This window comes from Streptomyces sp. NPDC021080 (assembly GCF_044333225.1).
Lineage (GTDB): Bacteria > Actinomycetota > Actinomycetes > Streptomycetales > Streptomycetaceae > Streptomyces.
In genome coordinates, this window is sequence record NZ_JBIRQM010000002.1 from 106,078 (window position 1) to 125,189 (window position 19,112).

16 protein-coding genes and 1 pseudogene are annotated in these 19,112 nt (G+C 68.8%); 6 read left to right on the forward strand and 11 right to left on the reverse strand.

The genetic code is table 11. From position 1 onward, the window contains the following. The first annotated feature begins 221 nt into the window (after positions 1-221). Positions 222-647: a hypothetical protein gene (locus ACH4S8_RS04580; RefSeq protein ID WP_398390874.1), complete on the forward strand. Its 426-nt coding sequence runs from the start codon at positions 222-224 to the stop codon at positions 645-647. Positions 648-854: 207 nt separating this feature from the next. Here the strand turns inward: ACH4S8_RS04580 and ACH4S8_RS04585 are convergent, their stop codons facing one another. Beyond that, positions 855-1,439: a hypothetical protein gene (locus ACH4S8_RS04585; protein WP_398390876.1), complete on the reverse strand. Its 585-nt coding sequence runs from the start codon at positions 1,437-1,439 to the stop codon at positions 855-857. Between the two features lie 331 nt (positions 1,440-1,770). On the opposite strand from ACH4S8_RS04585, the gene ACH4S8_RS04590 reads away from it, so the two are divergent. Beyond that, positions 1,771-3,333, forward strand: a complete 1,563-nt coding sequence (locus ACH4S8_RS04590) for a class I adenylate-forming enzyme family protein (RefSeq protein ID WP_398391731.1) — start codon at positions 1,771-1,773, stop codon at positions 3,331-3,333. A gap of 59 nt (positions 3,334-3,392) precedes the next feature. Here ACH4S8_RS04590 and ACH4S8_RS04595 read toward each other — a convergent pair whose 3' ends face one another. The 3 genes from ACH4S8_RS04595 to ACH4S8_RS04605 all read right to left on the reverse strand — a co-directional run bounded on the left by ACH4S8_RS04595 (position 3,393) and on the right by ACH4S8_RS04605 (position 5,893). Beyond that, positions 3,393-4,415: a hypothetical protein gene (locus ACH4S8_RS04595; RefSeq protein WP_398390878.1), complete on the reverse strand. Its 1,023-nt coding sequence runs from the start codon at positions 4,413-4,415 to the stop codon at positions 3,393-3,395. A gap of 31 nt (positions 4,416-4,446) precedes the next feature. Then, on the reverse strand, positions 4,447-5,583 hold the full coding sequence (locus ACH4S8_RS04600) for an NAD(P)/FAD-dependent oxidoreductase (protein WP_398390880.1): 1,137 nt from the start codon (positions 5,581-5,583) through the stop codon (positions 4,447-4,449). Between the two features lie 175 nt (positions 5,584-5,758). After that, complete coding sequence (locus ACH4S8_RS04605; protein ID WP_398390882.1) at positions 5,759-5,893, reverse strand: hypothetical protein; 135 nt, start codon at positions 5,891-5,893, stop codon at positions 5,759-5,761. Between the two features lie 529 nt (positions 5,894-6,422). Here ACH4S8_RS04605 and ACH4S8_RS04610 point away from each other — a divergent pair. Beyond that, a pseudogene (locus ACH4S8_RS04610) lies at positions 6,423-6,731 on the forward strand (transposase); the annotation flags it as partial. Between the two features lie 202 nt (positions 6,732-6,933). On the opposite strand, the gene ACH4S8_RS04615 reads toward ACH4S8_RS04610, so the two are convergent. Together ACH4S8_RS04615 and ACH4S8_RS04620 are read right to left on the reverse strand one after the other, a co-directional pair. Beyond that, entirely contained in the window at positions 6,934-7,347 is a 414-nt protein-coding gene (locus ACH4S8_RS04615) for a hypothetical protein (RefSeq protein WP_398390884.1), read from the reverse strand. A gap of 312 nt (positions 7,348-7,659) precedes the next feature. Further along, on the reverse strand, positions 7,660-8,055 hold the full coding sequence (locus tag ACH4S8_RS04620) for a hypothetical protein (protein ID WP_398390886.1): 396 nt from the start codon (positions 8,053-8,055) through the stop codon (positions 7,660-7,662). 140 nt (positions 8,056-8,195) lie between these two features. On the opposite strand from ACH4S8_RS04620, the gene sigJ reads away from it, so the two are divergent. Then, entirely contained in the window at positions 8,196-9,104 is a 909-nt protein-coding gene (gene sigJ / locus ACH4S8_RS04625; RefSeq protein WP_398390887.1) for an RNA polymerase sigma factor SigJ, read from the forward strand. 1,622 nt (positions 9,105-10,726) lie between these two features. Further along, positions 10,727-11,734 (forward strand): DUF2278 family protein, encoded by a 1,008-nt coding sequence (locus ACH4S8_RS04630; RefSeq protein WP_398390888.1) that lies wholly within the window; start codon positions 10,727-10,729, stop codon positions 11,732-11,734. Between the two features lie 164 nt (positions 11,735-11,898). Here the strand turns inward: ACH4S8_RS04630 and ACH4S8_RS04635 are convergent, their stop codons facing one another. Next, entirely contained in the window at positions 11,899-12,579 is a 681-nt protein-coding gene (locus ACH4S8_RS04635) for a YncE family protein (RefSeq protein ID WP_398390890.1), read from the reverse strand. Between the two features lie 680 nt (positions 12,580-13,259). On the opposite strand from ACH4S8_RS04635, the gene ACH4S8_RS04640 reads away from it, so the two are divergent. Continuing rightward, positions 13,260-14,480 carry a metallophosphoesterase gene (locus tag ACH4S8_RS04640; protein WP_398390891.1) on the forward strand — a complete coding sequence of 407 codons (1,221 nt, stop codon included), beginning with the start codon at positions 13,260-13,262 and terminating at the stop codon, positions 14,478-14,480. Positions 14,481-14,707: 227 nt separating this feature from the next. Here the strand turns inward: ACH4S8_RS04640 and ACH4S8_RS04645 are convergent, their stop codons facing one another. The 4 genes from ACH4S8_RS04645 to ACH4S8_RS04660 form a co-directional block, all read right to left on the reverse strand. Further along, on the reverse strand, positions 14,708-15,541 hold the full coding sequence (locus tag ACH4S8_RS04645; protein WP_398390893.1) for a PIG-L family deacetylase: 834 nt from the start codon (positions 15,539-15,541) through the stop codon (positions 14,708-14,710). Positions 15,542-16,441: 900 nt separating this feature from the next. Then, on the reverse strand, positions 16,442-16,855 hold the full coding sequence (locus ACH4S8_RS04650) for a peptidoglycan-binding protein (protein WP_398390895.1): 414 nt from the start codon (positions 16,853-16,855) through the stop codon (positions 16,442-16,444). Between the two features lie 239 nt (positions 16,856-17,094). Then, positions 17,095-17,397 carry a protealysin inhibitor emfourin gene (locus ACH4S8_RS04655; protein ID WP_398390896.1) on the reverse strand — a complete coding sequence of 101 codons (303 nt, stop codon included), beginning with the start codon at positions 17,395-17,397 and terminating at the stop codon, positions 17,095-17,097. A 70-nt stretch (positions 17,398-17,467) separates the two neighbouring features. Next, on the reverse strand, positions 17,468-18,676 hold the full coding sequence (locus ACH4S8_RS04660) for a M4 family metallopeptidase (protein WP_398390898.1): 1,209 nt from the start codon (positions 18,674-18,676) through the stop codon (positions 17,468-17,470). Positions 18,677-19,112: the final 436 nt, after the last annotated feature.

A 19,112-nucleotide genomic window follows, 5' to 3' on the forward strand; every position in this document is an offset into this window, starting at 1 on the left:
CCGCCAAGGCCGCGTGTGGAGGCTGACACCGACAAGCGCGAACAAAGGCGGTTGGCGCCGGATCGGAATGGACGATCAGTCGCCGGCACACTTCTTGCCCGGGGAGTGGGGACGGGTCTGGCATCGAGAGGCCCCCTACGATATGCAGCGGCGAGTCCCGGAGCTTCCGAACCAGTGCCGCATCAGGCAGCATTCGCCCTGTCGGTGGGTACTGTGCCGACGTGGCCGATGAGAAGAACAGCGGGAACGGCTCGATCCGGCGGCGTCCATGGGACCTGGTGTGGGATCTGGTGGTGGAGACCGTCTTGCTGGAACTCAGCGGCCTCGCCGTCTTCGGGGTTTTCACCCTGCTGGCGTGGCCGTTCGGCTGGCCGCCCGACCCCGGTCTCGCCGCGTTGCCTACGAGCATGCTTGCGGGCTGGCCTGCGGTTGAGTCGTACCGTGCGGGGCCGCCGCCCCGGCGGCTTGCCGTTGTTGCCGCTGTCCTTGCGCTGGCAACGGTGACACTGCTCGTGGCTGCAGCAGCGAACTGGGCCTTTCCGGCGTTGGCTGATTCAGACGTCGGTATCGTCATCGGCTATCTTGTCGCGATACCCGTCGGCGCGGGTGTGTTCGCGTGGTGCCTCAACAGGGCGAACGTTGCCTGATGCGGCACTGGCTGCGTGTGGCGGCCGGCTCGATCGGCGGGCCGTCTGCGGGCCGTCGAAGGGCACTCGACGACGACCGACGCTGACGACCATCGACGGCTGAGTCGCAGGTCGCAGCGTTGACCGATGACACGGCCGCAGGTCAGAGACCCGGCCCGTCAGTTCTTCGGCTCCTTGGGCGCTCTGCAACGTTCCTCAAAAGGTTGATCACAGCGGTCCGTTGCGCACCCAGCGATGTCCGGGCGGAAGTGCAGTGCCCGGAGGGACGAATCTGTATCCGCCGCCCACGACCGGGTGAGAAGAGATGACGAGGCGGTTCATGATCTCCTCGAACCAGGCGGCAGCGATCCGGCCGAGACGTTCCGGGGAGCCGGCAGCACTGAGCGGCGCCACATCCCCGGTTGGTTCCGGAGTCTGGTAGTTCTGGCTGTGGCGTTCGCTGCAGAAGAGCCGGTCACCGATGACCGTCGCGCCCAACGTCATGAAGATCAGGCCCCTTTCCCTTTCACGTCGATCGACCAGATTCGCCATGAGCGTGAGAACCTCTTCTCCCCGGTCCAGCGCCTCGTCCAGCGCAGTGTGGTAGGCCGTGTGCTCAGCCGGGGGCTCCCACCGGGACTCCCGTGCGGCAGGGTGTACGTCCTCCTGGTCGTCTTCGTCCGGCCCGAAGACGAGCACGACGGTGTCACTGGGGCGGCATTCCGGCCAGGAGCGGGCGGACTCCCTCACGACGTCCACGACCGCCTGCTGTCGGCTGTTCAGTTCGTCGTCCTCGAACCAGTCGTCATGCACGCACATGAGGTTACGCGGGTGGCATTCGCATCCTGCCCGGGCCAAAACAGCAGGGCCGGCTCAGGCGGCCTCCCTCTCCGGCCCGTCCCTCGGCATGTCGTCATGTCGTCATCTGAAGGCGAACGGCTCTGTTCCGGGCAGGGCCGCTCGCTCCGCTCCTCGCGCGGCCCGGAGTTGGAGCTGGAGGTTACGCAGACTGAGCGAATGTAGTGACGCGATCACCGGGTGACGGAATGTGAGATGCGCGCAGATTGCAGAGTAGGGGAAAAGCCCATGCGATCTGCGACTTAGGGGAGCCATGAACCGTTATGTCCACGCAATCACCTGCGGTATGAGCAGCGATCCTTCCGCTGTTGCCCTCGTGCACGGGGAGCGCCGCCTCACGCATGGTGAGGCGTTGCAGGAGGTTCACCGGGCAGCTCGGGCGCTTGCGGGGCAGGGGCTGGGGCGCGGAGACACCGTCCTATTTCTCCTCGGCAATACGCCGGAGGCGGTGTTGTACCCCATCTCCGCCCAGTTGATCGGCTGCTGTGTCCTTTTTCTGCGTCCCACGATCGGGGACGAGGTGAACGCGGCTGCCGTGCGCACTCTGGCCCCGGCAGTTCTCGTGGTGGACCCCTGCAACGAGGAGACCGCCCGCGGGGTGCTGGAGCACGTCGAGGTTCCTCGTGTCCTCACCCTCGGTCCGGCCGGTCTGGGCCAGGACCTGCTGCCGTTGGTCGCCAGGCAGTCCGCCGCGCCCGTGGAGCCGGTGGCCGACGAGCACGACAGGGCCCTGATCCTGCGGACCAGCGGCACGACCGGGATGCCCAAGGCGGCCGGCCACACCTTCGCCAATATCGCCGAGTTCCTGCGCATGGAGAGCTGTCTGCGGCACCCGGGGCCGCGTCGGTTCCTGCACTACGGCCTCATGGACTCGGTGTCCGGACAGAACACGATGTGGAACCTGGCCGCGGGCGGTACCACCGTGCTGCTGGACGGCGCCGACTCGGAGGAGGTGCTGGCGGCGGTCGAACGGGAGCGCATCACCCATCTGCTGGCCCATCCCGGCACTCTGGCTCGTCTGACCGCCGCCTGTTCGGGCGGAGGGGCCGTGTTCCGCGAGCTGCGGCAGATCGAGTACGGCAGTGCGCCCGCCGCCGCCCGTCTGCTGCGCGAAGCGCTGGAGGTTTTCGGCCCCCGGCTTCTCGGCGTGTACGGCTCGTACGAGGGCGGATACCTCACGTCGCTGGGGTGCGACGAGCATCAGGAGGAACTGCTCGGCTCGGTCGGGACGCCGCTGCCGGGCATTCGTGTGGAGGTGCGTGAACCGGGCGGCCGACGGGTCGAAGCCGGCAGCGCGGGCGAGGTGTGGGTGCACACACCCGCGGCGATGACGGGCTACGTCCAGAACCCGGAGGCGACCGCGCGGGTTCTCCGGGACGGATGGCTGCACACCGGGGACCGGGGCAGGCTGGACGAAGCCGGACGGCTGCACCTGATGGGCCGGGTGGATGACGTGATCTTCGTGGACGGCCACAACGTCCACGCACACGAAGTCGAGCGGACGCTGGCGGAACACCCGGATGTGACCTGGGCGGCGGTGCTCGGGGTGAGCGATGCGGTCCGGGGGGAAGCGGTGCACGCGGCCGTGGTCACCGCGCCCGGCAGCCAGGTCGACGCCGAGGGGCTGCGGATGCACGTACAGGCTCGACTCGGTGTCCACCACGCTCCGGCAGGCGTTCAGCTGGTGCCGAGGGCGCTGCTCACGCCTCGGGGCAAGACGGACCGGGAGGCACTGCGCGCCTTGGTGACCCCTTCCGCCCTGCCTGTCCGAGAGCCTGCAGAGGGGGTGCCCACCGATGGAGCCTGCGACGGCGAGGCACCGGGCGCAGTCGGCGTGGGAGGGGTTTGACCAGGTCGCGCGGTGACCGGTGCAAAGCGCCCCCGCACCGCCTCACGGTCTTCGGGCCGTCAGCACGGGCCCACGGTCAGCCAGACCGGCATTTTGCTGCGGAAGGTGCTCTCCCACACGGCCGGGCCCACCTTCTGCAGCACGTCGGTGTCCTCGAGCTCCACATTGCCGAGGACCGGAACCGACAGGGTCTCGCTGGTCCTGCCGTACTGGACGACGAGTTTGTTGCCGGTCGCCTGGGAGTAGCGCAGCCGGCCGGGCGGTGCGTCGCAGATGCGTTCGGTGACGGGTGTGGGCGCGAGGCTGACCAGCGGGGTCCAGGCGTACATGGACTCACCGGTGACCACGGCATGGTCCTGGAGCACGGTGAAGGGCAGGGTGTCCAGGAACTCCGAGGCCAGTCGGGGGTTCAGGTCGGTCGCCACGTAGGCGTGGGCGGTCAGCCCCAGCGGCTGCCATTCCAGGATGATGGGGACTCGGTGTTCCTCGGATCCTTCCGGGGCCGGACCGGAGCCGGCCCCCCGCGCGGGAACGTAGCCGCACGGCTCGGCTCGCTGCCCCTCCGGGTAGCGGTAGCGTTCGCCGACGTGCCAGGGGAAGGCGTGATGGGACCAGGCGGTGAGCCGGTTCACGTACCCGGTCAGTTCCGCCAACTCCGCCACCAGTCGGCCGCGTTCTTCGAAGTGGGTGTTCGAGAGCCGCTCGGCGCTGCGGGCGAGGGTCTCGAAGCCGCTGTAGCCGAGATAGCCGCTGTAGATCGGGTCGACGGTGCGCAGCATCTGCTGCACCGCGTGCACCGGCATGTTCGGGTCTGCGGCGACGCGGAGCCACTGATAGAGGTTCATGGAATAGTCGCGCAGAATGCCGTTGGCCAGGTCCCAGGTGGTGAAGTACTGGCCGTAGGAACCGGCCTGGTGGGCCAGGCCGCCGGTGCGCAACAGGCGGATCTCTTCCGGCTCGCGGGTCAGCAGGCGGGCGGTCACCTCCCGCAGCGGTTGCCGGGGGTGCTCGTGTGTCGCCTCCTGGTCGGACGGCATCGCCGCGTCGATGGGCTCAGGTGCCGTGTACGCCGAGGTACTCATCGGGGTTTCTCCATGGGGGCGGCCTCGGTGGCTACGAGGGCGGTACGGGGCTCGGGCTCCTGCCGCTGGTCGTCCGGACGCGCGCGTCCTGAGGGCGGCAGTCGTACAGCAGGGGGTCGGTTTGCCCGGTGACCAGTTCCTCGGCGACCAGACGGCCGATGAGTGGCCCCAGCGTGACGCCGCTGTTGGTGACCAGCTCGTGGTAGCCGGGCACGGCCGGAAGGGCACCGGCACAGGGATGGCCGCGGCGCGGGAAGACCGCGGTGGCCACGACGGCCCGCGCGACCGTGGCATCGGTCGCCCGGGGAAGCATCCGCCGTACACGGACCAGCAGGTCCTCGACCAGTTCGGGCACCGGGACACCGGCCGCCAAAGATGTGTCGACCTGGTCGGAACGGACCCGCAGTCGCCCCCGACCGGCCCCGCGCACGTGCAGGGTGGGGCCGCGCAGCACATGTCGGGGCGGACGAGCGCTGGTGAGCAGGTCCGCGACCAGGCTGCTCCGATCGGCCAGGGCGGAGTCGAGAGGTGCGCCGGCGCTCGCCGCCAACGTGGCGGCTCCGGGCCCGGCCGCGTTGACCACGGCATCGGCCTGCACCTCCCGGCCGTCCGCACACCGCACGCCCGCGACCCGGCCGTCGCGCAGCACCACCGTGGTGGCCCTAGCGACCTCCACTGTGGCCCGGCCCGTGTCGCCCGCCGCCGCGAGAAGCACGCCGATCAGGGTCGGGGCATCCACCCAGCCTTCGTCGGGCAGCACCGCGACCGGGGCCCGGGGATCGGTGAAGCGGACACCGGGGTCGAGTGCGCTGCCCGCGTGCGCCGCGTCCGTCCAACGCACCCGGTAGCCCCACGAGCGAAGGCGCTCGGTGTGCTCGGTCAGATCGGGCAGCCCCCAGGCCATACTCCCGCCGGGGTGCCACCAGGCCGCCGGGGCGAGCGTGCCGGCCAGCCTCCGGTGCTCGGCGATGCCCGCCGCCGCCAGGCGGAAGCGTGTCGCGGTCGGCTGCTGAAAGGCGCTGAGCCGGGCGAAACTGACCGCGGAGGTGTTCTCGCCCCTACTTCCCTGGCCGGTGTCCAGGCAGTGCACCCGGACACCGAGGCGGGCCAGGTGGTAGGTCACGCAGGCCCCGGTGATTCCTGCGCCCACGACGACAGCCCTGGTCATCCTGCCTCCACGGCCGCCGGGACGTAGACCACCGGGTGGACGAAGCAGACCCCCTGCGGCAGCCGCATCGAGGACGGACCAGTGGTCTCACCACAGGTGAGTGCAGTAAGAACCGGCTTCTGGCAGAGGCAGGTCGCCTCATCCGGGCTGATGCTCCGCGCTCGCAGCCCGCCGCCTACCATCTGCGCAACCGCCCCGGAAGCGCATCCCGGTTCCGTGGAGGCGCCCCGGCCTGCTCCTCCCCCGCCTTGTGCCAGTACCCCTCCCAGGTCTGGCTGTCGTTGCCGTACTTCTGTCGTGAGGCGGCCATGCTTCACCTTTGCTTCAGTGGTACCTGGGGATACGTGGGGGACACCGCCACGTGACGATGCCTACGCGATGCAGGTGATCACCACCGAGGCACCCATATCGCTTCATCTCCGGGTAAAGCGTTTCCCAAACGGCATATGCCAAGCAATACGCGCATCGGGTGTACGGCTCCAGCCCTCGCACCCCACCACCGCAGCCAGAAAGCGTGCATGCCGATCGGTGCGCGACCGGTCTACACGCGTGTGCCCCGAGCTCGGATGCCAACTGCCATGCCACCCGCCCCAGGTCCGCACAGCCGCTCACCCCGGATGCTGACACGTGGGGTGAACGGCCGGGGGTAGACCGTGGGCGAGGGGAAGCAAGGGAAGTGCGGTTTGGCCGACAACGGCCGGAGGTCGCCGCCGGAACAAGACGATCAGGGGCACGGCGCGCTGTTGGGCCCCGCGCCGGGCCACACGAACCCTGTGGGGATCCGTGCCCGCCGAGCGATCTGATGCGTCAGCGACCACACCGCACGCGCAGTTGAAGCAATCAGAGTGGTGCGCGAGCGCATCCTGCAGGAGCTGATCGAGGCCGAGGCCACCGATGTGATCGGTGCCGCGCCGCGCGAGCACTCCAAGACCCGCACGACCTGGCGCAATAGGCACCTGGAGAGGCTGCCGGCCACGCAGGCCGGCGACCTGGACCCGAAGATCCCGAAGATTCGGAGCGGGTCGTTCTTCCCGCCGCCGCCGGAACGCCGACGGCGGATCGACCGAACGTTGTTCACCGTGGTGATGGAGGCACACGTGCATGGTGTCTCGACCCGTTCGGCCGACGACCTGGTCAAAGCACTCGGGGCTACACCACCCCGTGGGACATGACCGAGGTGCCGACCCGGTCAGTCGGCAGCCGGCACATCGCCAATCGCCCGGCGCACCCGCGATTCGACGGCGGGACGGCATTCGTGGTCGCGTACCGGCCTGCGTCACAGCATCAAGATTCCGTCAGCCACTCCCCCACCCACTGCATGGCTGGGGCGCAAACCTCTGGCCAGCCGGGTTACGTCCGAGGTTGGCGCGTGCCCCTGCGCCGACGATCGAGTACGAGGAAGATCACGAAGCCGGTGGCGAACAGGAGGGAACCGGCGATCAGGAACGGCACCGGTGCGTACTCCTCGGTGCACGTACTCCCCCCGGCCGTGGCGTGGCACACGTCGCCCGGACCGCCCCGATTCAGGTAAGCGATATAGAAGAGCGGCAGAGCCAGGCCCGCGACGGCTCCGACCAGGGCATTTCTGTGCCCTTTCCGGAGCAGGAGGATCGCGGCCACGACAGCCAGGGCGATCAGGGCCACACCCACCGACAGCAGTGCGGCCAGCCCGAGGGCCAAACACCCGCCGACCGCGAGCCATGCCAGGAACCAGCCCCACTCCGAGACGCGGTCCCCCTGGACCGCGACAGCCTTGCGTTGCAACGTGCCTCCCGTTGAAGGTGAGACCGCGACGAACCGGACCGTCAATCCTGAAATCGGAATATTCTACCACCCGTCGTGATCATGGTGCAATATCGGGGCGCATGACATCCCTTTCGGTCCTCGTCTTCCATGAGGACCGGACATCACAATCCGCGCGCCCGCCGTCCCGCACACCCCCGAAGACGGACTCAGCCGAAGGCATGTGGCGTTGTGTCATATCTGTCGTCGCTGGAGCGGATGGGATCGCCGCATCTCCACTCCAGCGAGTCCGCAACCAGTCTGCTCAGCCCGACCGAAAGGCCGGACCGACCATCAACTCACACGGTGGCGGGCCGCCAGTTCGCGGCCGAGCTGGTAAAAGCTCATGGCGAACATCAGCACGCCCAGCGGGACGTGCAGGCTCAGGGTGTGAGTAATGCCGAGCACCACCTGCACCGAGGCGAGGACCAGGAACGTGGTGCCGTAGAGGATCGGCTTGGGCGAGCCGCCACCCGGGCGCCAGGCCACAATGGCGGCCAGGACGTAAAGCATGGCCGCGCCGTACATCACCCGGGCCCCGACCGCGTGCAGGACACTGAGGTGGTGCGAGAGCAGGAGACCGGCAGTGGCCGCCTGGAAGAACAACGTCAGTGTCTGCACAGCGACCGCGATGCGGACGAACGCCGGGTAGAAGGTGCTGTGCGACTGGGAGATGGTCTGCGTGGCCACGGTGTCTTCCTCTGCTCGTCTGTACGCCGTCGCGGATACGACGACGCAGCTGCCGAGAATGTGAGGCGGCACGATCCGTTGCCCTCCGCCGAGCCGTTAAACGATCATGATGGGCATCGGGTTCGAGTGAGGGAGACACTGTGACCGATGCCGTCGCACAGGAGCGCCCGTGGCTGACGAACGTCGCCTACCGGATGCTGGGCTCGCTGGCCGAGGCCGAGGACGCGGTGCAGGAAGCACTCGCCCGCTGGTACGCGTTGACGCCGGGGCAGCGCGCGGACATCGCCTCGCCCAGGGCCTGGCTGACCACGGTGACCGGCCGCATCTGCCTGGACGTGCTGGGCTCGGCCCGCGCACGACGCGAGAGGTACGTGGGCGAGTGGGTCCCCGAACCGCTGCCCGACGCCTCGCAGTTCACGGGCCGCAGAGCTGAAACGACCGACCCGGCAGATCAGATCGTGCTGGACGAATCGGTGGACATGGCCTTCCTGGTCGTGTTGGAGGCGTTGACCCCGGCCGAGCGCGTGGCCTTCGTGCTGCACGACGTCTTCCAGTACCCCTTCGACGACGTGGCCGCGATCGTGGAGCGCTCACCGGCCGCCTGCAGGCAACTGGCCTCCTCGGGACGCCGCCGCGTCCGCGCGGTACGGTCCGCGCCGGTACCCAGCGCTGAGCAGGCGCGGATCATCCGGGAATTCAAACAGGCATGGGAACAGCAGGACATCCCCGCCCTGGTCGGCCTGCTGGACCCGGACGCGGTAATGGTCGCCGACGGCGGCGGCCTGGTCAGCGCGACACTGCGACCGGTCGAGGGCGCCGCGCAGATCGCCCGCTACATCGCGGACATCGGCGTCCGCGCGCCCGGCATGGAGCTGCGGGTCCTCTCGGTCAACGGCCGGCCGGGCCTGGCGGCGATGCGCGGAGAGCTGACCGTGAACGTGGCCGCGTTCGAGATCGCTGACGGCCGGATCACCCGCATCTGGGGTGTGCGCAACCCGGAGAAACTGCGGGCCTGGAACGAGCGGCTCGGGACCGAACAGGGGGAATGACTCCACCACGGCATCGCGGCGGACCTTGTCGGTGCGAGGGAACTCCCTCGTCCTCAGCGACCACGGCACGGATCAGGCTCTGAATCGGCTCGCGTTCGCCCTCTCCGTGCCACTCCAGCCGCATAGCGATGCCCTCGCTCTCGTGAATGAGAAGGAACGAGAAGCGCCCCAGATCTCTCCGGGCCCCCTCACTCAGGTTCGGTGTCCATTTGTCCGAGACGGTGCCCTGGCTCTCCGCTCGCTGAAGAACGGCCGCCTGTCCTCCGCCGTGCCGAATTCCCCGCTTGCGCCGGACCCGGCCCAGCGGATTGAACGGTAGGTGCTCAAGTTCGACCGCGTACTCAAGAACGTCGAAGACCACGGCACGCCGTCGGCGGTACGTCTGCGTCGCCGCAGGCTTGCCGTCCAACCGCCGGCCCAGTGCATCGATCAGCTCATGCACACGGACGATCTCTTGCAACTCCCCCACGGACAGCGATGCCTTCTCGATCCAAGGAACTGCCGCAGCTGTCTCCTCCGCACCGGCAGGACGTACGAACGCAGCGCCCGGCGCAGCACCTCCGACACGGGATGCCCCCGCCCCGGCTTGACCAGGGCGGGACCTCGCGCCGGTCGCCGTACGGAACTTGGTCATTGAAGGGGAAACGGTGTGCGTCGTGGTCGGCCTGTCACGCCGGTGACGCGGACTCGCGCCAGACCTGCGACGCCGGTGTCCGTGTCTCCATCGTGTGCCCGGAGCCGAGGGCAGGCCAGTCCGCGGACGGGTCTTGCGTCTACGGAAATCCCGCCGCGCGTCTGCCATTTGGCGTGCCGCGGCATGCCCTTGGCGGCCGCCGCCGACTGCGGTGGACAGGCCGGACCAGGAGGGCAGACGATGGAAGTGGCGCAGGCCGGGGCGACCGCGGGCTCTGATGGAGGAGGTGGTCCTCTTGGCCTTCGGTATCTCGTTTGCGCGTACCTGTAGCACTGACGCCGTCACGGTCCACGGCCTGGCCGACCCACTCTCGGCCGGTGCCGGTGAGGCTTTGGGGTCGCCGTGCTCGGCGACCCCGATGACGAGCCGACCCCGGCCGCCGACCGATCCCCTTGGGCTCATCCGGCTCTCGGACAGGTGCCTCCGGCTTCGACCGTCCCGACCATGGCGACGTCGCCCGGCTGTGGAGACCTCGCCCCGCACATCCCTGAAGAACGGCGACACCCCCGCGTTCACGCGGACCGACCAGAACTCGTCGACCCGTCCTGATCAGCCACGCCCTCCTGGCCCGCATCGAGCAGGCCTCATGACACCGAAGATCCCCTGCCGCCGGTCGACGCCGACCCCGCCGAACGTCGGGACGAGCCCGTCTCCGGCCACGCCCCGTCCTCGCCGCCCTGCGCCACCCCTGAAACACCCCGCAGTCCCTGACAGGCATGTCCGGAACGGAGAGTCGAAACCCGGCCCTTCCATGGCACCGCCCGTGCGGCCGGGTCTTGTCAGCCGCCGGTCGAGGCGGAGCCGGCACCGGTCAGCCACGCGCGACCGCTGCTCCGCCCTCGCAGCGGGCAGATCCCGCACCGAGCCGCTCCCGCCGGTACGGCCCACGCCGGGCCGCGCCGTTCCCATCGCATTCGGAGGATGAACCATGCCGTTGAACAAGTACGGTGTGCTGGCCGCCCGCGCCGTCGACCGGCGCCGGGAGGGATCCAGTGACACTCCGCACTACCAGATCCACCTCACCGACGACGCCGGTGCCCACTACCGGGCCGCGGTCAATGTCGAGTCCCAGCAGGCCCCCTCAGAGCTGCTGTATCTGGCCGACGACAACTTCCACCACCCTCTGACAGGGCTGCTCCCACCGGCCGGCAGCGGGTGGAACGCCCTGCCGTCGCGGCCGGGCACCGCAAGCGTCGACTTCATCCGCGGCAATCTCTTCGATCCCGCTTCGATGCGGACGCTCCCGCCCGATCTTCCGGGCGCCGACAACGACCTGGCCGACCTGCTCGACCACTACGTTCAGCGGGTCATCGGCGATTCCGCCGCCGCCGTCTACACCTTCGGGCAGAGATGGGGCCCCAAGAAGGCCGAAGACGACAAGGTGTTCGGGTTCCGGCCCAACGACGGCGTCCACGACATCCACATGAACCAGGGCAACAGCGGGCGCTTCCGCCCCGACAACGGGGTCTGGCAGGACGGCGCCCTGCTCCTGCACCTGCCCGCCGAAGACCGATGGGTCGCCGTCTTCCTGGCCTTCCAGTCCCAGGCCTGGCACACCGACGACACCACCGGTCACCCCATCGACACCGCACCGCCCCGCTCCAGCAGCCGTGAGGAGCCGCTGCGGATCATGGCTGCGCTGGTCAATCCCGTCGGCCCGGCGCCCGAGGCCGAGACCGTCACCGTGCTCAACACCTCCCCTGCCCCCATCAACCTCCAGGGCTGGCAGCTGGCCGACCAGAATCGACAGGCCATCGGCCTCCCCACGGAGCCGCTTCCGCCCGGCGCCGCACTCGCCGTCCCCGCCGGCAACGGGTTCCGCCTCGACAACCAAGGCGGAACCATCACCCTCCTCGACCCCGACGGCCTCAAAGTCCACGGTGTCTCCTACACCGCGCGACAAGCCCGGCGTGAGGGTCAAACCATCACCTTCTGACGCCATCGAACTGCGAAGATCCGCATCTGGTGCGCCCCCGCCGACCCTCGTACCGCAACGGTCCATCTCGTGACTGTTGGCCGGCCGGACGTATCGCCCGGCCGGCGGGGTCGGCGGTCAGCACCTTCGAGGAACGGTTCTGCGCGGCCACCGTGCGGCTGCTTTCAGTGCCGACCCGGTCCCGGCAGGACGATGTGAACCCCTGCGACCGGTTCGAGCCGGCCATGAACTCCCACCTCGAACGGGCCGCCGCCGGGCCCACGCTCCGGAGACCTCTGTCCCAGTGCCCCCGGCCGGCCGGAGTGAATCAGAGGTCGACGGACAGGGTGTCCGACCCGGTGTTGGTCACATGGGCGTGCCCCCCCGTCCGGGGCGAGGGTGACACCGTGGGGGGCCTTCCCCGTCGGAATCGGCGTGCCGACGAGCTCGCCGGAGGCCGTGTCCACGACGGCCAGGCATCCGGCAGCCGGGAGGGTGACGACGAGGGTCTTGCCGTCACGGCTGACGGCGACATCGTGCGGGGCTCCGGGCAGGAGAATGCGGCCCTTCACCGTGAGCAGGTCCGTTTCGACGACCAGTGCCTCGTCGGCACCGGAGGCCGTGACGTACACGCGCCGTCCGTCCGAGTGCGCGGCGCTGGCCTCCGGTCGTGACGGCACCGGTGCCGAGACCACCCAAGTGTCGAACGGCAGCAGGAAGTCCACGTCCCGCGCTGTGGCGTAGCCGCGCAGTCCGTCGGGCATGAGGGCCAGGCCGAAGGGCGGAGCCCCGAGGGGCAGTCTCCTGCGGACCTTCAGCGTGCCGACCTCCAGCACCGCGATCGCGTCCGTCCCCTGCAAGGACACGTACGAACGTGGCCGGGCGGGGACACTCCCAGGTCGGCGGGGAAGGGACCGACCGGGACGACGGCGTCGACGGTGCGGGGCAGGGCGTCGATGACGGACGCTCCCGAGGCGGTTGCCACATGGATGCGGCCGCCGTCGGGGATGACGGTCATCTGTTCGAATGTCTGACAGGCGATGGAATCAGTCACGTGGTGGGTGTGCGTGTGCACCGCCAGCACCGTCCCGCCGTGGGGACTGGAGACATAGACGTGTCGGCCGTCGGGGGCCATGCACAGTGCACGCGGTGTCATGCCCGGGGCAATGGGTACGGTACTGGGGTCGCCCACACCCTCAGCATGGAACCGGGCTCCGGCCCCGCGATCGGGGTGGCCACCGGCGACCGCGCCAGTTCACGGATCCACCGCCGTCACCGCTGGGCGGCCTCCGGATCCGCTTCGAAGCCGTCTCAGCGGTCGCGGCGAACAAAGAGTCGTTCCACGCCGACAACGTGCCGGACTTCGTCCGTACAAGATGACACTCACCGATCGCCATCTCGTACCGGAGCGTGCGGATGCGGCTCTCGGATCCTGGCTTCTTCCAGAGCCTCAAGTCGGTTGGACGAAGGCACTATTGCACTGCGGTCGGCTCGAGGACGACCGGATACAGTGCGCGAGACGGCAGCCCGGTCAGAGAGGGAAAGTGTGACCGACACCAGCAACACCCAACCCACCGAAAGTGAAGCGCACGTTCCGAGGCAGAGCCGACTGCACCGCCTGATGCGCTACATCCCCCTGATCGCCCCCGTCCTGCTGTGGACCGTGCCCTGCTGGCTGCTCCTGTACACCGGCCAGCACTGGCCGCTGCCCGTCACGCTGCCCGTCACCGCCCTGTTCGTCCTCGGCCTCGTCGGTATGCCGCTCGCGATGGTGCGCGGCCACGGCCGGCGCCAGCAGGACCGGGCGGCGATCGTCGGTGACACCCTGCTGGGCACCAGCTGGATTCTGTTCACCTGGTCCGTTCTGCTCGGCGTCCTCTTGCGGCTCGCCCTGACCGTGGCCGGCGTCGGCGAGGGCCAGGACCGGGCCCGGATCGTCACCTGGACCGTCCTCGGCGTAACCGCCGTCCTGCTCGCCTGGGGGTACGCCGAGGCCCGCCGCGTGCCACGCGTACGCCGACTCGACGTGCAACTCCCGCGGTTGGGTGCCGGGTTGGACGGCCTCCGCGTCGTCCTCATCACCGACACCCACTACGGGCCGCTCGATCGCGCCCGCTGGTCGGAACGGGTATGCGAGACGGTGAACACGCTGGAGGCCGATCTGGTCTGCCACACCGGCGACATCGCGGACGGCACGGCCGCACGCCGCCGCGCCCAGGCCGTCCCCCTCGGCACCGTGCGGGCCACCCGGGCCCGGGTCTACGTCACCGGCAACCACGAGTACTACAGCGAGGCCCAGGGCTGGGTCGACCTGATGGACGAGCTGGGCTGGGAACCACTGCGCAATCGCCATCTGCTGCTGGAGCGCGGAGGCGACACCCTCGTGGTCGCCGGCGTGGACGACGTCACCGCTGAATCCTCCGGCCTGGCAGGCCACCGCGCCCACCTCGCCGGAGCCTTGAACGGCGCCGACCCCGACCTGCCCGTCCTGCTCCTGGCACACCAGCCCAAGTTCGTCGACCGGGCGGCAGCCGAGGGTATCGACCTGCAACTCTCCGGCCACACCCACGGCGGTCAGATCTGGCCCTTCCACCACCTGGTCCGCATCGACCAGCCCGCCGTCGCCGGTCTCAGCCGGCACGGCAGCCGCACCCTCCTCTACACCAGCCGCGGCACCGGCTTCTGGGGCCCGCCGTTCCGCGTCTTCGCCCCCAGTGAGATCACCCTGCTCGTCCTCCGCTCCCCGCACCCGCCCACCTCGCCGTAGCACCGGGCGGGCCGGCACACCCGCTGGGAGCCGGGCACGAGCCAAGGAGCGCGCGTCGACGCAACGGGCCGTTGCCCGCCGGAAGCCCCTCCGCCGACCACCGGCTCCGAACAGGCCAGGGAGTCGGGGTGGGGCAGCCCGCCGTCCGACCCGCTCGGCTCGCGCCGTGCGGGTCGGTGCGCTCTCCCGATCAGGCGGGCCGGCGGGCAGGCGGACGGACGGACGGATCAGCGAAGGCCGGCGAAGAGATCGTTCTCGGGCACCGCCGTGCCGGTGGGGTCCAGGACGCGTACGAAGGTCTCCATGCCCATCAGCTCACCGAACCTCTCCTTGCCCATCTTGAGGAAGAAGATGTTCTCGCCCTGACTGGCGTGTGCGGCCAACGCGTCGAACTTCTGGCCGCTGAACGCGGTGGTGTCCACCCACGTGGTGATCTCGTCGTCGGGCAGACCGATCTTGGCCAGCGCGGCGGCCTCGGCGGGATCCGGCTCCGGCATGTCCTCATGGAACTCGCGCATGATCTCGCCGAACCGCTGCATCATCGAGCGGGGTGCCGTGGTCCAGTACACCTTCGGTGTCAGCGCGGTCATCTCCAGCGCCGCCATCGTGATGCGGTGGGCCTGGATGTGGTCGGGGTGACCGTAAAAGCCGTTCTCGTCATAGGTGACGACCACATCAGGTCGGTAGTGCCTCATGAGTTCCGCGAGTCGGGCCGCGCCCTCCTCCACAGGGGTCCGCCAGAAGGATCCGGGGGCGTCGTTGCTCGGCCAGCCCGTCATCCCGGAGTCGGCATAGTCCAGCATCTCCAGATCACTGACCTTCAGGACCTCGCAACTGCCCTCGAGTTCTTGACGACGCATCAAGGCGACCGCCGCCGGATCGTGCCCGGGCTCCCCCGGCTTGACGCCCCCCGGTCCGTCACCGCAACCGCCGTCGGTACACGTCACGAGAACCGTACGGATGCCTTCCGCCGCGTACCGCGCGAGGACGCCTCCGGTTCCGGTGGCCTCGTCGTCGGGGTGGGCGTGTACTGCCATGAGCGTCAACGGCCGGTCAGTCATGAAACGGTCCTCCTGCAGACATACGTTGCGGTCCAAGTGCGCGGCGGGCGTACCGCGACCCTGAGGCCCGGATCCTGGCGGGGCGGACGACCTTGCGGTCTCCGTGTCCCGCCCCTGTGGCGCCGGTCCCTCGGTCGATGCAACAGTGCCGACCAGGCCGACTGTTCCCGGCGTGGCCGCGCGGCCGTCCAGGCGTCTGCGCGTGAACGCGAACGGGATACAGACACGGCCTACCCGCCTCGGCGCAACGTCGGATCATCTCGTCCAGACCTGGGCCACGCCGACGAAGGGCGAGCAGCGGCACTGGAACCCGCCGATGCCCCAATCCGGCGACCGGGTATCGCGCTTTCGTCCTCGCAGGTGAGGCCGGTGCCATCTCCGAGCGGGCGCACGCGGCCGTCGGTACGGCCTCTGGGATGCGCGAACGCACCCCGTACCCCTGCAGGGTGTGGCCAGGTCGCGCTGGACGATGCTCAGCGTGCCGCCCCACCCGTTGATGAAGGCTTTCGACCTGCCGGAGCCGGTGTGCGCGAAGACACCGGGAACCTGTGCGAATACGGGGTGGCAGAGCTGTGCGCTCAGCAGGTCCAATCCGTCCGAGGCGGCCCGGCAAACTGCTTTCGGACGACCGAGAGGCAGCGCGGTGTCATCTGTCACCGCGCTGCCTGAAGAAGCTCGCCGGGCATTTCGCGCAGGGGTCGGCCGCGCACGACCGGCCGGGCGGATGTGTGTGACGGCCGCGCACATGGCCACGCTGGTCCGAGTGCTGCAGAGGGCAGTACCGAGGTTCCGGACATCGCCATCAGTGCTGCGGCGAGTAGCGCCGAACCAGGGTCCGGGAAAGGCCGTTGCAGACCTATGGGCGCTCGCCCGGCTCAGGAACCCGCACCGTGGGGACCGTCAGCAGAACGGAGCGTCCGGAGAGTTGGCCCAGAAGGAAAGGAAGGACCAAGTCTGTGCTCCGATGAGCCCGTCGGCGACAATACCGGCACATTGCTGGAATTCCCTCGTCGCGGACCTTGTGAGCTGTCCGAAGACCCCGTCCTCGTCCAGGCCTGCACCGATGGCCTGATTCAGGTAGCACTGAGCTTGCCGGACCGCACGCCCGGACGAACCTTGCTGAAGGGTCGGGCGGTTCTTGGTGTAGTTGCAGATGTCAACCGGGCCCTGAGACACGAGATTCTTCTGATTCGTCGGCTGGTGCACGACCTGAACACCGGAAGCCGAATGCGCAGAAGTTCCAGTGGACGCGGCAACAGACGGCGCGCCTGCCAGGGCAATGGGAAGAGCCAGGGCCGCTGCGGCGGTGAACACACGTCGCATCCTCATCGCCTCCAAGGAGAGAACCCCCTCTTCATCATGCCCTTCTCGCACCCCTGTTGCATCTCAGGAAGCTGACGGTGCGGGATGCCGCGAGCGGCAGAATTCACTCCGTTCCAACGCTGTCGACGCACTCGTGTGAGGGGCCGTCAGCAAGATGAGGGCCCCTCACACAGCGTACGGATCAGGGGTGTTGCACACGGCTGTGTGGGGGCGGCGCTCACCAGCGTGTGTCACTGCTGTTCGGCGTGTTTCTCGAGCCAGCTCAGCAGGGCCGCGAATGCCGGGGTCATGGTGGCGTCGGACCGGGTCATGGCGGTCGAGCGGCCGCCGTCCTCCACCGTGATCGTGTAGCTCATGGCGTCCCTGGCGCGGTCGGCCCGTTTCTCCTCGGTCTCAGGGACGGCCGCCGCTACCAGCCGGTCCAGCTCCCGTGCCGCGTTTTCGGGCAGGGCACCGGTGTCCAGCACCTTGGGCGGGAGGCCCAGGCGGATTGCAGCCGCCTGGCCTCCGTACGTTTCCCAGGTCACCTTCATCGGGCACACCCTCTCGGCCGACCGACCGGCAGTCTCGGCGTTCGGGGTCGCCCGCGTCGACCGGCGTCGGTCACTTGCTCTTCAGCGCGGTCACGTCCTTGGCCAGCCCCGTCACCTGGGCGGCCAGTGCGCCGATCTGCTGGCTGACCGTTGTCAGACCCTTGTCCCCGCTCGTGCCACCGTTCCGGTCGGCGGCGAGGCTTCGTGCCCGGGCGACGCCTGCCAGGATCCCGCTGATCTGGATGCCTACGTCCTGCCAGGCCGCCAGTACGGCCAGTTGTTCGGCGCTGTCCTCGCCGAACAGTTCCGCGGCCTTCCGGTAGGTGGTGTTCGCGAAGTCCTGGAACTGAGTCTCGGCGGTGGAGGCCTTGAGCGATTCGAACCAGACGAGCCCGGGAGCCTCCCACGCAAATCCGCCGATGCGCGTCGCCGTCAGGAAGAACGCCTTGTTCGGGATGCCGGAGTTGACGTGCACCCCGCCGAGGTCGCCCCTCTCGGTGTCCGGCAGTTTGACGAAGTGTTCCATGTGGTCGGGTTGGGGGTCCTTGCCGAACAGGGCGTTGTCGTACGCGTGCCCCGGGGCCTTCATCGATCGCAGGGCGTCGGCGTCGATTCCCGGAGTGAAGATGTCAGAACCGATCAGCCAGTCCGCCTCGTCGGCCGACTGCTTCAGCGACCACTGTTTGACCAGCGACCCGAAGACGTCCGACATGGATTCGTTCAGGGCCCCGGACTGGTTGTGGTACTTGAGTCCCGCAGTGAGCTCGGTGACTCCGTGCGTCAACTCGTGCCCGATCACGTCGGTGGATCCGGTGAAGTCGGAGAACAGCTTTCCGTCCCCGTCACCGAAAACCATCTGCTGCCCGTCCCAGAAGGCGTTGTTGAACTTCTCGCCGAAGTGGACGAACGCGTCCAGGCGCATCCCCTCGCCGTCGATCGAGTTGCGGTCGAACACCATCTTGTAGAAGTCGCGTGTCGTTCCGAGTCCGTCGAACGCACGGTTGACGGACGCGTCCGCGGACTCCGGTCCGTCCTCCGAGCGGGCGAGAACGGCCGAAGAGAGGCGGGTGCTGTGCTTGCAGTCGAAGACGGTCCGTCGGCCATTGCCGAGGGGGGCGACGCCGGCGAAGGACGCCCGGACACTTCGCTCACCCCGCAACCGAGCGGTGGTCAGCAAGGTGTTCAGCGCAACCTGGCGCACTTCGCTGTCGTCACTGCTCAGGATCTTCTCGAGCAGGTGTGGGGGGATGATGCAATTGAGGTGGCTGGTCCTGGTCATGGGACACCTCGCGTACATGAAGAGAGATGGAATCTCACTCATCGGATGTTGTTGCGTGGATTGTTCTCCGTGTTTCAGGACAATCACGCCGACCCCGGCTGGAGCTCGCTTTCGTCGATCGTCCGCGCTGAAGGCGGCTCATCGACGGTGCTGATCACCAGGCGGACGGGTCTTGCTGTGACCGGACGATCGCGTCTGTCGCGCCGGACAACACCTGCTCCGCGTTTCTGGACGGCGAGGTGACTTCCGGGATGCCGGCTCAGCCGTGCAGCGGGCGGTTTCACCGTCTGCTTCGTGCGCATGACCGAAGGGGCGAAAACCGTGTCCACTTCGAGTATCCGCTCGGTGCCGACGACCCGCACCCCGAGCGAGGCCCTGCTTCCCACCATGGTGCGAACCCGGCCGGCACCCCTCCCCGGGCAGTAACTCCTGTATG